The sequence below is a fragment of the Bradyrhizobium sp. HKCCYLS20291 genome, assembly GCF_051167715.1.
GTDB lineage: Bacteria > Pseudomonadota > Alphaproteobacteria > Rhizobiales > Xanthobacteraceae > Bradyrhizobium.
Genome location: NZ_JBNPTO010000014.1, coordinates 22,616 through 35,828, shown reverse-complemented (window position 1 = coordinate 35,828; position 13,213 = coordinate 22,616). Strand labels below are relative to the sequence as shown.

The 13,213-nt window shown below is 67.0% G+C and carries 9 protein-coding genes; 8 read left to right on the top strand and 1 reads right to left on the bottom strand.

Translation table 11 applies throughout. From position 1 onward, the window contains the following. The first annotated feature begins 24 nt into the window (after positions 1-24). The 4 genes from ACQR07_RS26250 to ACQR07_RS26235 are packed head-to-tail and all read left to right on the top strand — an operon-like array spanning position 25 to position 3,976. Positions 25-1,035 carry an ABC transporter permease subunit gene (locus ACQR07_RS26250; protein WP_434905019.1) on the top strand — a complete coding sequence of 337 codons (1,011 nt, stop codon included), beginning with the start codon at positions 25-27 and terminating at the stop codon, positions 1,033-1,035. Then, positions 1,032-1,940: an ABC transporter permease subunit gene (locus ACQR07_RS26245; RefSeq protein ID WP_434905018.1), complete on the top strand. Its 909-nt coding sequence runs from the start codon at positions 1,032-1,034 to the stop codon at positions 1,938-1,940. The genes ACQR07_RS26250 and ACQR07_RS26245 overlap by 4 nt, the downstream gene beginning before the upstream one ends. Before the next feature lie 27 nt (positions 1,941-1,967). Continuing rightward, positions 1,968-3,002: an ABC transporter ATP-binding protein gene (locus tag ACQR07_RS26240; protein WP_434905017.1), complete on the top strand. Its 1,035-nt coding sequence runs from the start codon at positions 1,968-1,970 to the stop codon at positions 3,000-3,002. Then, a complete protein-coding gene (locus tag ACQR07_RS26235) occupies positions 2,999-3,976 on the top strand; it encodes a peptide ABC transporter ATP-binding protein (RefSeq protein ID WP_434905016.1) in 978 nt (325 codons plus the stop codon). Before ACQR07_RS26240 ends, ACQR07_RS26235 begins: the two co-directional genes overlap by 4 nt. Positions 3,977-3,985: 9 nt before the next feature. On the opposite strand, the gene ACQR07_RS26230 is transcribed toward ACQR07_RS26235, so the two are convergent. Further along, positions 3,986-5,332, bottom strand: coding sequence for an 8-oxoguanine deaminase (locus ACQR07_RS26230; RefSeq protein ID WP_434905015.1), 1,347 nt, complete (start codon positions 5,330-5,332; stop codon positions 3,986-3,988). Between the two features lie 140 nt (positions 5,333-5,472). On the opposite strand from ACQR07_RS26230, the gene ACQR07_RS26225 reads away from it, so the two are divergent. The 4 genes from ACQR07_RS26225 to ACQR07_RS26210 all read left to right on the top strand — a co-directional run bounded on the left by ACQR07_RS26225 (position 5,473) and on the right by ACQR07_RS26210 (position 11,732). Continuing rightward, positions 5,473-6,297: an FAD binding domain-containing protein gene (locus ACQR07_RS26225; protein ID WP_434905014.1), complete on the top strand. Its 825-nt coding sequence runs from the start codon at positions 5,473-5,475 to the stop codon at positions 6,295-6,297. Continuing rightward, positions 6,294-9,008: a molybdopterin-dependent oxidoreductase gene (locus ACQR07_RS26220; RefSeq protein WP_434905013.1), complete on the top strand. Its 2,715-nt coding sequence runs from the start codon at positions 6,294-6,296 to the stop codon at positions 9,006-9,008. The genes ACQR07_RS26225 and ACQR07_RS26220 overlap by 4 nt, the downstream gene beginning before the upstream one ends. Before the next feature lie 42 nt (positions 9,009-9,050). Then, positions 9,051-10,448 (top strand): nucleobase:cation symporter-2 family protein, encoded by a 1,398-nt coding sequence (locus ACQR07_RS26215; RefSeq protein WP_434905012.1) that lies wholly within the window; start codon positions 9,051-9,053, stop codon positions 10,446-10,448. A 99-nt stretch (positions 10,449-10,547) separates the two neighbouring features. Continuing rightward, on the top strand, positions 10,548-11,732 hold the full coding sequence (locus tag ACQR07_RS26210; RefSeq protein WP_434905011.1) for a urate hydroxylase PuuD: 1,185 nt from the start codon (positions 10,548-10,550) through the stop codon (positions 11,730-11,732). The last annotated feature ends 1,481 nt before the right edge of the window (positions 11,733-13,213 follow it).

The following is a 13,213-nucleotide window of genomic DNA, read 5'->3' as shown; positions in this document are numbered from 1 at the left end:
GATCGAGGACGATAGAAGCAAGGCATGCTGCGTTTCGCTCTGACCCGGCTGAGCCTCGTGGTTCCGACCTTCATCGGTCTGACCCTGCTCGTGTTCGTGCTGATCCGGCTCATCCCAGGCGATCCGATCGAGACCATGGCCGGCGAGCGCGGCATCGATCCGGCGCGCCTGGCGCAGCTGCGCAAGGAGTACGGCTTCGACCAGCCGGTCATGGTGCAATACGGCTTCTATCTGGCGCGGCTGGTGCACGGCGATCTCGGGCGCTCGATCGTCACCCATGAGCCTGTCATCTCGGAATTCCAGAGCCTGTTCCCCGCCACCGTCGAATTGTCGGTCTGCGCCATCCTGTTCGCGCTCTGCTTCGGACTTCCAGCCGGCATCATTGCAGCGGCGCGGCGCAACTCGATCTTCGATCATGGCGTGATGGGCCTCTCGCTGACCGGCTATTCGATGCCGATCTTCTGGTGGGGACTGCTGCTGATCCTGCTGTTTTCGGTGCAGCTCGGATGGACGCCGGTGTCGGGCCGGATCGCCGTGCAGTATTTCGTCGAACCGGTCACCGGCTTCCTGCTCATCGATACGCTGCTCGACGGCGATGTCGGCGCGTTCAGATCGGCGCTGTCGCATCTGGTGCTGCCGACGATCGTGCTCGGCACGGTGCCGCTCGCGGTGATTGCCCGGATGACGCGCTCGGCGATGCTGGAGGTGCTGGGCGAGGACTATATCCGCACCGCCCGCGCCAAGGGCCTGCCGCGCTTCCGCGTGATCGCGATCCACGCCTTGCGCAATGCGCTGATCCCGGTGGTGACCGTAGTCGGGCTGCAGGTCGGAGTGCTGTTCACCGGCGCCATTCTGACCGAGACCATCTTTTCCTGGCCGGGCGTCGGCAAATGGCTGATCGAGGGCATCAACCGCCGCGACTATCCGGTCCTGCAGGGCGGCACGCTGCTGATCGGCGCCATCGTCATGACGATCAATCTGCTGGTTGACGTGACCTATGGGCTGATCAATCCCCGCATCCGGTACACGCGATGAGCAGCGAGAGCCTGCAGAGCCGCATCGTGACCGAGCCGACCGCGCCGCCATCTCCGCTCGTGGAGTTCTGGCTTGATTTCAAGAAGAATGCCGGCGCGGTGGCAGGCCTCGCCGTGATCGCGGTTCTGATCATACTCGCGCTTTCGGCCGATGTCGTCGCGCCGCATTCGCCGGTTCTCACCGACAACACCGCGTTCCTGAGGCCCCCGTTCTGGCAGCAGGGTGGGTCGCTCACCTACCCGCTCGGCACCGACGCGATCGGACGCGATATCCTGTCCCGCCTCATCCATGGCGCGCGGCTCTCGCTTCTGATCGGGATCGCGGTGGTGGCGCTGTCGGTGGTGACGGGAACGGTCCTCGGTCTGGTGGCCGGGTTCTTTCGCGGCGTAACCGAAATCGCGATCATGCGGGTCATGGACATCACCCTGACTCTGCCGAGCCTGCTGCTGGCGATCGTGATCGTCGCGATCCTCGGTCCCGGCCTCATGAACGCCATGCTGGCGGTTGCGATCGTGCTGCTGCCGCACTACGTGCGGATCGCGCGCGCCGCCGTCATCAGCGAGATCTCCAAGGACTACGTCACCGCGGCCAAGGTCGCCGGCGCCGGCCGGCTGCGCCTGATGTTCAAGGAGGTGCTGCCGAACTGCGCGGCGCCGCTGATCGTGCAGGCGACGCTCGGCATTTCCACCGCGATCCTGGATGCGGCCGCGCTCGGCTTCCTCGGTCTCGGCGCACAACCCCCGTCGCCGGAATGGGGCACCATGCTGGCGGACGCGCGGGAATTCGTGCTGCGCGCCTGGTGGGTCGTGACGCTGCCGGGCCTTGCAATCCTGCTGACCGTCCTGGCCTTCAACCTGCTCGGCGACGGGCTGCGCGACGCGCTCGATCCCAAGCTCAAACGATGATGCAGACAAGGCCGTAAAGGCGATCCGATGCCGCTTCTCGAGATCGAAAATCTGTCGGTCGCCTTCCCGTCGCGCAACGGCATGGTGCGGGCCGTGGACGGCGTCAGCCTCACGCTCGACAAGGGCGAGGTGCTGGGGATCGTCGGCGAATCCGGGTCCGGCAAGAGCGTCGGCATGCTGGCCTTGATGGGGCTCGTTCCTCATCCCGGACGCGTCGAGGCCGACAAGCTCTTGTTCGAGGGCCGCGACCTGCAGCGGCTGTCCGAGCGCGAGCGGCGCGCGCTGACCGGCAAGGACGTCGCGATGATCTTCCAGGAGCCGACGACGTCGCTGAATCCGTCCTTCACCATCGGCTATCAGCTGGCCGAGACCTTGCGCATCCACGAAGGCATGGACCGCAAGGCGGCGCGGCGGCGCGTGATCGAACTCCTGGAGCAGGTCGGCATCCCCGCCGCGGAAAGCCGGCTGTCGGCCTATCCGCACCAGTTGTCCGGCGGCATGAACCAGCGCGTCATGATCGCGATGGCGATCGCCTGCAATCCAAAACTCCTGATCGCCGACGAGCCGACCACGGCGCTCGACGTCACCATCCAGGCCCAGATCCTCGACCTGCTGCTGTCGCTGCAGCGCGACCGCGGCATGGCGCTGATCCTGATCACGCACAACATGGGCGTCGTCGCCGACACCACCGAGCGAGTTGCGGTGATGTATGCCGGCCAGATCATGGAGCAGCGCCCGACCGATAGCCTGCTCGCCGCGCCCCAGCATCCCTATACGGCCGCATTGCTCGCGGCGCGCCCGGAGGTGAGCGACGGCAGACGGCTCGCCACCATTCCGGGCGTGGTGCCCGGCGTCTATGACCGGCCGCGCGGCTGCCTGTTCAGCCCGCGCTGCGCCTATGCGACACCCGTGAGCGACGAGGTCCGTCCCGATCTGCGCCCCTGGCGCGATGGCCTGATCCGCTGCCACTATCCGCTCGGTGATCCGACCCGGGAGCAGCGCCTTGCGGCCGACCGCGGCCGGGCCGATGCGATGGCGCGCGCGGGCGAGGCATCGTCATGACCGCGCTCGTCACCGCCCGCGATCTCAAGCAGAGCTACGAGATCAAGCAGGGCCTGTTCCGCGCCCCCGCACATCTGCAGGCCGTGGGCGGCGTATCGTTTGCCATCGAGGCCGGCAAGACGCTGGCCATCGTCGGCGAATCCGGTTGCGGCAAGTCGACTCTCGCCCGGCTCGTGACGCTGATCGAGAAGCCCACCGCCGGCACGCTCACGCTCGACGGGCTCGACGCCGTCCATCCGCCGGCCGGCACGGCCCAGACCTTGCGCCGCACCGTGCAGATCGTGTTCCAGAACCCCTATGGCTCGCTCAACCCGCGCAAGCGCGTCGGCGCCATCCTGGAAGAGCCGCTGATCATCAACACCAGCCTCGGCAAGGACGAGCGGCGGGCGCAGGCGCTCGACATGATGGCCAAGGTCGGGTTGCGCCCGGAGCAATATGGCCGCTATCCGCACATGTTCTCCGGCGGCCAGCGGCAGCGCATCGCAATCGCGCGCGCGCTGATGCTGCGGCCGAAGCTGCTGGTCGCCGACGAGCCGGTTTCGGCGCTCGACATGTCGGTGCAGGCGCAGGTGCTCAATCTGCTCGCCGACCTGCAACGCGAGCTTGGCCTTGCCTACCTCTTCATCTCGCACGACCTCGGCGTGGTCAGGCACATCGCTGACGACGTGCTGATCATGTATCTCGGCCTGGTGATGGAGCACGGGCCAAAAGAGCGCATCTTTGCGCGGCCGCTGCACCCCTACGCGCAGGCGCTGGTCGATGCCACGCCCGGCCTGGGCCGCAAGCGGCAGCGGATCGTGCCCAAGGGTGAGCTGCCATCGCCGCTCGATCCGCCGGCGGGCTGCGTGTTTTCGACCCGCTGTCCGCATGTGACGGATCTCTGTCGCGCGCAGCGCCCGTCCCTGCGTCCACTGGATGGCCGCCTCGTCGCCTGCCATTACGCCGAGCGCTTCGTGGACGCGCAAGTGGCCTGACGGTCGCATTCACCCCGCCTGCATGCGACGTGCGGCCGCGCTGTGCCGGCCGATCAGGCCGGCGACGTCCAGTCCCGGAATGGCGCCGTCGACCACCGTCCAGCGGCCGCCGACCATGACGCGATCGGCACGGTGCGCGCCGCACAGCACCAGCGCCGCGATCGGGTCACCCGCCCCGGAGAAGCGCAATTCGTCGAGCTTGAACAGCGCCAGGTCAGCCGCCTTCCCCACCGCGATCTCGCCGAGCTCGGGCCGGCCGACGCAGGCGGCCGAGCCCTTCGTCGCCCAGCGCAGCGCGTCCTTGTGGCTGATGCGCGTCACGCCATAGCGCGCCCGCTGCAGCAGGAACGCGGCGCGCACCTCCTGCATCAAATTCGAGCCGTCGTTCGACGCCGAGCCGTCGACGCCGAGGCCGATGCCGACGCCGGCCTCCTCCATCTCGCATACCGGGCAGCAGCCGGAGGCGAGCAGCTGGTTCGAGCAGGCGCAATGGCTGATCGTCGTCTTGGCCTTGCCGAGCCGCTTCATCTCGTCAGCGTTGAAGAAGATGCCGTGGGCGAGCCAGGTGCGCGGGCCGAGCCAGCCGTTCTTTTCGAGATAGTCAAGCGGACGGCAGCCGAACATCGCTTCGCAGAAGCGGTTCTCGTCCTCGGTCTCCGCCAGATGCGTGTGCAGGCGGACGTCGAGCTTGTCCGCGAGCGCGGCGGTCTTCTGCATCAGCAATCCCGTCACCGAGAACGGCGAGCACGGCGCCAGCGCGATCTGCACCATCGCATCCGGCCCGCGCTCGTGATAGGTCGCGACCACCCGCTCGCTGTCGGCGAGGATCGTATCCTCGTCCTGCACCACGCTGTCCGGCGGCAGCCCGCCATCGCGTTCCGATAGATTCATCGAACCGCGCGTCAGCAGCACCCGGATGCCGAGCCGCTTCGCCGCAGCGACCTCGATGCCGACGGCATCCTCGAGCCCTGCCGGAAAAACGTAGTGATGATCGGTGGTCGTGGTGCAGCCGGACAGCATCAGCTCGGCCATCGCGAGGGTGACCGCGGCATCCAGCGCCTCCGGCGTCAGCTTCGCCCAGACCGGATACAGCGCCTTCAGCCACGGGAACAGCTCGCGGTCCATCGCGGCGGGCAGCGCGCGGGTCAGCGTCTGGTAGAAGTGATGATGCGTGTTGATCAGCCCGGGGATCACGACATGGGCGCTCGCATCGAACGCCACGGCGCCTTCGGTCGCAGGCTCCTTCCCCGCCGCCACCAGCTCGACGATGCGGCCATCCTTGACCACGATGCCGCGCGAAGCGTCCTCGGCCAGGATGGCGAGCGGGTCCTTGATCCAGATCGGCGTGGTGCTCATGACGGTCTCGTCTCGCTGCTGCGACCTTCGCGTTTGCGGATGACTTGCAAGCGGAAGGCCAACGTCATCCTATTGCCAGTTGGCGCTGGTCTTGCAAGGATTTCACCGGCGATCTGCTTCGCCCTTGAGCTTGCGTGATCATGGACCTGAACACCATCACCGAGGTCGTGCGCCCGCGAACGCGGGCGGAGCTGCCCGCCTGGAAGGCAGGCGATGCCTGGCTCGCCGGCGGCACCTGGCTGTTCTCGGAACCGCAGGCGCAGCTGTCGCGCCTGATCGACCTCAGCGATCTCGCCTGGCCGGCGCTCGCCATCAGCGACCACGGCCTCAGCATCGCTGCGACCTGCAGCGTCGCCGAACTGGATGCTCTGCAATGCCCCGCCGACTGGATCGCCGCGCCGCTGATCGATCAATGCTGCCGCGCGTTCCTGGCCTCGTTCAAGATCTGGAAGACGGCGACCGTCGGCGGCAATCTCTGCATGTCGCTGCCGGCCGGGCCGATGATCTCGCTGCTCGCCGCGCTCGAAGGCGTCTGCACGATCTGGAAGACCGATGGCAGCGAGCAGCGAATCAGCGTCGCCGACTTCGTCACGGGCAATAACCGCAACGTACTCGCGGCCGGCGACCTGCTGCGCCAGATCGACGTTCCGCTCGCAGCCCTCAAGCGGCGCACCTCCTTCCGCCAGATCGCGCTCACGCCGGTCGGACGCTCCGGCGCGCTGCTGATCGGAACGGCGGGCCGCGACGGCGACCTGCTGCTCACGGTCACCGGTTCGACCATCAGGCCGCTGCCGCTGCGTTTCGCAACGATGCCCGACGCCGCCACGCTGCGCGCCCGCATTCTCGGCGAGATCATTGACGGGCTCTATCATGACGACGTCCACGGCAAGCCGGCCTGGCGCAAGGCGATGACCTTGCGCCTCGCCGAGGAGATCCGTGCCGAGCTCGCGGGCATCAGGCCATGAGCGTGTTCGTCAACGGCAACCCAGTCGATGCCGCGCCGCGCCCCGGGCAGTGCCTGCGCACGTTCCTGCGCGACACCGGCCATTTCGGCGTCAAGAAGGGCTGCGACGCTGGTGACTGCGGCGCCTGCACCGTGCTGCTCGACGGCGAACCGGTGCATAGCTGCCTGATCCCCGCGGTCCGCGCCGACGGCAAGGCGGTGACGACAGTCGAAGGTCTCGCGACCCATGAAGCCCTGCATCCGATGCAGCAGGCCTTCCTGGACGCGCAGGCCTTTCAATGCGGCTTCTGCACCGCCGGCATGATCGTCACCTGCGCGTCGCTCAATCAGGCGCAGAAGAAAGACCTGGGCGCAGCGCTGAAGGGCAATCTGTGCCGCTGCACCGGCTATCGCGCGATCGAGGACGCGCTGCTCGGCCGCACGCATGTGGAAGACGTCGCGGCCGGCGAGGCCTTCGGCCGCAGCCTGCCTGCGCCGGCCGGACCCGACATCGTGCGCGGCGCGGCGCGCTATACCTTCGACACTGCCATCGAAGGCCTGCTGCACGTCAAGCTCGCGCGCTCGCCACATGCCCATGCGCGCATCAAGAGCATCGACAAGGCGGCCGCCCTGGCCGTGCCCGGCGTGCACGCCGTGCTGACGTATGAGGACGCGCCGGCTGTGCTGTTCTCGACCGCGCGCCACGAGCAGGCGTGGATGGACCCGGCCGACACTCGCGTGCTCGATGACGTCGTGCGCTTCATCGGCCAGAAGGTCGCCGCCGTCGTCGCCGAGACGGAAGCTGCGGCCGAGGAAGGCTGCCGACGTCTGGTCGTCGACTATGAGATCCTGCCCGCCGTGGTCGATCCCGCCGACGCGATCGCACCCGGCGCGCCCATCGTCCACGCCGGCCGCGGCAGCGAACATCGCATCGCCGATGTCAGCCGCAACATCGCCGCCGAGACCCATGGCGAGTTCGGCGACGTCGCCGCCGCGCTCGCCTCTGCTGCCGCCACCTACGAAGGCACGTTCACCACGCAACGCGTGCAGCATGCCGCGCTGGAGACTCACGGCGGTCTTGCCTGGCTCGACGACGATGGCATTCTCACCGTCCGCTCCAGCACGCAGGTGCCGTTCCTGACGCGGCGGGCGCTCGCCGAGATCTTCGATCTCGCGCCCGACAAGGTCCGCGTGTTCTGCAAGCGCGTCGGCGGCGGCTTCGGCGGCAAGCAGGAGATGTTCGTCGAGGACATCCTGGCGCTTGCCGCCTTGAAGACGAAGCGCCCCGTGAAGCTCGAGTTCACCCGCGAGGAGCAGTTCATCGCGACCTCGACGCGGCATCCGATGCGCGTCACGGTCAGGGCCGGCGCCGACAAGGACGGCAGGCTGACCGCACTGCAGCTCGATGTGCTCTCCAACACCGGCGCCTACGGCAATCATGCCGGGCCGGTGCTGTTCCACGCCTGCGGCGAGTCGATCTCGGTCTACAATTGTCCGAACAAGAAGGTCGACGGCCTCGCAGTCTACACCAACACCGTGCCGGCGGGCGCCTATCGCGGCTACGGCCTGCCGCAGACGACGTTCGCGGTCGAGGCGGCGATCGACGAACTGGCGCTGCAGCTCGGCATCGACCCTTACGAGATGCGCCGCCGCAACATCGTCCGGCCCGGCGATCCGATGCTGACGCCGCCGGGCTCGGAGCATAGCGACGTGCTGTACGGCTCCTATGGTCTCGACCAGTGCCTCGACCTGGTCGAGCGCGCCATGGCCGAGGCCGCGCCGGCGCCCGAGCTGTCGGCCGACTGGCTCACCGGCGACGGCATCGCGCTGACGATGATCGACACCGTGCCGCCGGACGGCCACTTCGCCGATGCCGAGATCAGCCTGCGCGATGACGGCGGCTTCGACCTCACCGTCGGCACCGCCGAGTTCGGCAACGGCACTAGCACGGTGCATCGCCAGATCGCGGCGACCGTAATCGGCACCACGGTGGACCGCATCAGCCTTAGGCAGTCCGACACCGCCCATGGCGGCCACGACACCGGCGCCTATGGCTCGACTGGCACCTTCGTCGCGGGACGCGCCACCCAGGCGGCGGCCGAGGCGCTGGCCACCCAGCTCAAGAGTTTCGCCGCACAACATTGGCAGGTCGCTCCCGACGATTGCCGGATGGCCGATGATGCCATCGCCTGCGGCGCGCAGCGCCTCACCTTCGCCGAGCTTGCCAAGGCCAGCGGATCGCTGCTCACCGCCAGCGGCAGTTCGCAGGGCACGCCACGGTCGGTGGCGTTCAACGTCCAGGGCTTTCGCGTGGCCGTGAACAGGCACACTGGCGCGGTCAGGATCCTCAAGAGCGTGCAGGCCGCCGACGCCGGCCGTGTCGCCAACCCGATGCAGTGCCGCGGCCAGGTCGAGGGCGGCGTCGCGCAGGCGCTGGGTGCTGCGCTCTACGAGGAGATCGTGATCGACGCGGCGGGCCGCGTCGTCAATCCGCGCTTCCGCGACTATCACCTGCCGTCCTACGCCGACGTGCCGCGGACCGACGTGCTGTTCGCCGCGACGCTTGACTCCATCGGTCCGCTCGGGGCGAAATCGATGAGCGAGAGCCCGTACAATCCGGTGGCCGCGGCGCTCGGCAACGCACTGCGCGCTGCGACCGGCATCCGCTTCACGGCGACGCCGTTCAAGCCTGACCGGCTGTTTCCGCAGCTGCATGAGGCATTCGGGGACTGACGCGATCTTATGGCTGATCTTGGGGAAGATCTGGGGGGAGACATGAGCGACAAGATTCATCCGGTCGACGAGATGCTGCCGGTGCCGAAGCTGCTCGCGCTCGGGCTGCAGCACGTGCTGGTGATGTATGCCGGCGCGGTCGCGGTGCCGCTCATCATCGGCCGCGCCCTCAAGCTGCCGCCCGAGGACGTCGCCTTCCTGATCAGCGCCGATCTGTTCGCCTGCGGCCTTGCCACCCTCGTGCAGTGCATCGGCTTCCCCGGCGTCGGCATTCGACTGCCGGTGATGATGGGCGTCACCTTCGCCTCCGTCGGCCCGATGCTGTCGATGGCCGCCTCGCCCGAGATCGGCCTGCTCGGGATCTACGGCTCGGTGATCGCCGCCGGCATCTTCGGCATCATCGTCGCGCCGTTCGTCAGCCGGCTGCTGCCGCTGTTCCCGCCTGTCGTGACCGGCACCATCATCCTGATCATCGGCATCTCGCTGATGCGCGTCGGCATCAACTGGGCCGGCGGCGGCCAGCCGACCATCATCAAAATGGTCGACGGCGTCAGGGGCAATTTTCCTAATCCGGATTACGGTCAGTTGCAGGGCCTCGGCATCGCATTGTTCGTGCTGCTGTTCATCCTCGGCCTGATCCGATGGGGCACCGGCTTCGTCGCCAACGTCTCGGTGCTGCTCGGCATCGTCGCCGGCGCGGTGCTCGCGACGCTGCTGGGCGTGATGCACTTCGACAAGGTCGCCGCGGCGCCCTGGGGCGCGCTGGTGATCCCGTTCCGCTTCGGCATGCCGCAGTTCAGCCTGGTGCCGATCGTCACCATGTGCATCGTCATGATCGTGGTCATGATCGAGTCGCTCGGCATGTTCCTGGCGCTCGGCGAGATGACCGGCAAGACCGTCGACCGCGAGGCACTGTCGCGCGGCCTGCGCGCCGATGGCCTCGGCACGCTGCTGGGCGGCGTCTTCAACACGTTTCCCTACACGTCGTTCTCGCAGAACGTCGGCCTGGTCTCGGTCACAGGGGTGCGCACGCGCTGGGTGACGATCACCGGCGGCGCCATCATGCTGCTGCTCGGCCTACTGCCGAAGATGGCCGCGCTGGTCGAGGCGGTGCCACAGGTGGTGCTCGGCGGTGCCGGCCTCGTGATGTTCGGCATGGTCGCGGCGACCGGCGCGCGCATCCTCGCCAATGTCGATTTCAAAACCAACCGCTTCAACCTGTTCATCGTCGCGATCTCGGTCGGCTTCGGCCTGATCCCGCTCGCCGCGCCGGGCTTCTTCCACAATCTGCCCAGGGATCTCCAGCCGCTGCTGGAGTCCGGCATCCTGCTGTGTGCCGTCGCGGCCGTGCTGCTCAATGCCTTCTTCAACGGCCTCGGCAGCGGCAAGGCCGCGGAGGCCGACGCAGCCACCGCCGCATCGTCCGCGCAGCACGTCTGAGACGCCGGATGTCTCGGCTACTGCTTGGGCGGGGAAAAGTCGGCAGTGCATCAGCCCTGACGATACGGCCTCAAGCGAACAATAGGAGATGACCACGCGATGTGGGCTTCGATCATATCGGAATGGCTGAGCCTGATCTTCCGCTGGCTGCACGTGATCGCGGCGGTGGCGTGGATCGGCAGCTCGTTCTACTTCATCGCGCTCGACCTCAGCCTGAAGCCGCGCGACAACCTCCCGAAGGGGGTGATGGGCGAGGCCTGGCAGGTCCATGGCGGCGGCTTTTACCACATCGTCAAATATCTGGTGGCGCCGGCGCAGATGCCGAGCGAGCTGACCTGGTTCAAATGGGAGGCCTACACCACCTGGCTGTCCGGCTTCGTGCTGATGATCGTGGTGTACTATCTCAATGCCGATCTGTTCCTGGTCGACAAGTCGATCCTCGATCTGACGCCCGTCCAGGCCGGCCTGTTCAGCTTCGGCTCGCTGGCCCTGGCGTGGCTGCTCTATGAGGCGGCCTGCCGCAGCGGGCTCGCCAGGCATGAGCTGCCGTTCGCGATCGGTGGCTACATCTTTCTCGTTGCGCTGACCTACGCCTTCACCCATGTGCTGAGCGGCCGCGGCGCATTCAACCAGATCGGCGCGATCATCGGCACCATCATGGTCGCCAACGTGTTCGCGGTGATCATTCCCAACCAGAAGAAGATCGTCGCCGCTCTGCTCGCTGGCGAGGCGCCCGACCCCAAGCTCGGCAAGACCGGCAAGGAGCGCTCGGTCCACAACAACTACCTTACGCTCCCGGTGGTGGTGCTGATGATCAGCAACCATTATCCGCTGCTGTTCGGCACCCGCTACAATTGGGCGATCGTCGCCGTCGTGCTGGCGCTCGGCCCTGTCATCCGTCACTTCTTCAACGAGCGCCACAAGGGCAACCCGTCGCCGTGGTGGGTGTGGGGCGTCGCCGCAGCCGGCATGATCGCGATCCTGCTGCTGTCCGCGGCCGGTCCGCGCGATGCCAAGACGGCCGCCGGCGCGCAGCCGAGCTTCACGGAGGTCGCCGACATCGTGACCTCCCGCTGCAGCATGTGCCATGCCGCCGAGCCGGTCTGGGACGGCATCGTCGCCGCGCCGAAGGGCGTGCTGCTCGACACGCCCGACAACATCCAGCGTAACGCCCGGCTGATCGCGCGCAACGCGGCGTGGTCGAGCGCGATGCCGCCTGGCAACATCACCGAGATCACCGGCGAGGAGCGTGCCGTGCTCGCCGCCTGGGCGGGCGGGCAGTAGAAGCGTGGCTCTCACGATCGGGGCCGTCATCAAGTCCTAAGTTGCTAGCCTGTACGGTGGGCAAAGGCGCGCCCGCGCAGTCTGCGTCACGCGCCGCTCCATCCCGCGCCGTGCCCACCATTCTCACTGACGCTGCCGATGCACGGTGGGCACGCTGCCGCCTTCGGCGGCCGCTTTGCCCACCCTACGCAGCTCCAAATTCCACTGTCGTCCCGGCCTCGAGCCGGGACCCATACCCCCAGGGAGCGGTTTGAGGCACGCTGGTCATCCGCTTTATTGCTCATCACCAGCGCTGCGGAGTATGGGTCCCGGATCGGCGCCGCAACGCGCTGTCGCGCGTCGCGGCTGGTCCGGGACGACGATGGGGAAACAGCTGATTCACATTTCAAAGAGCGCGGCACAACGGATCAGTACGGACATCACGCGACATACGATCGCAGTCCCGCGACGCGTGGCGCCCGGGTGATGGCATCGAATTTGTCCCTCTCGTGAATGCAGAGGGCGCAGGGAAGGCCGGACCTCGGCTGAGGCCCGTGGCCCCCGTGCGAAAAAAGTGCACGGGGCAGGAACCACAGGTACAGCCGGACAGACCCGGCCCTCCCTGCGCGATGGTGTCAACGCTTATGACGCGCTCTCCCCGGTGTCCGGCTGTTTAGCCACCGTCGCCTTCGGCTTCATCATCGGCCAAAGACTTGGCGCCAGCATCGGGGCGCCAGGACCACGCGTTTTCGCGTCCACGCCGCACAGTGCTCGTCGGGCACTGCCGGTCGCGGCCACCGCTCCCCACCTCGCGTATCGTGACGACGCGTACGCCCCTCTGCTCGAGGCGGGATGGCGACAGACAACCACATTTTCCGATAAAACGAAACAAGATTATTTTTCGCAGAGGGACTGGACAGCCCCAATCAGCTTGAAAGGACGGGAGAATTTTTTCTCTGCGCGCACGTGCGTCACCGTCCTTGAACGTGACGAATAGTCCGCTGTCTTCGCCGGACGCCAGGGCATCGGCGCCGCTCGATGTAGCGGCAACGAATAGCGACGTCCCTCGAAGGATCACGCGGTATGGGTCCCCGCGTTCGCGGGGACGACAGCTGAGCGAGAGGTCGACAGTCGTGTAATCAATTCCACGGTCGCACGGCAATCGCCGATGTCGTCCCCGCGAACGCGGGGACCCATACCGCGTGATGGTGCGATGAATCCGAGCTTGCAGTCGAACATGCGAGGACATGTCTCGAAGTCACCCTGCTGGTTTCGAAAACGCGCGATAGAGACAGTTCTATTCAAACTTCTCTTCAGCTGTCGCGACCACTGCGAGAAGCGCGCATCGCGACAACCGGAATTTCGCAACGCTTAGTTGATCACTTGCGCGCGCAACTACGATGGAGCTGCAGCAAATTCGATTGTCGGCATGAGCTTGCGGCAAAATTTACCACCCACCTCGACGCTGCTTGTCCGCAGAGAGAACGCGCCGCTAGAGTGCC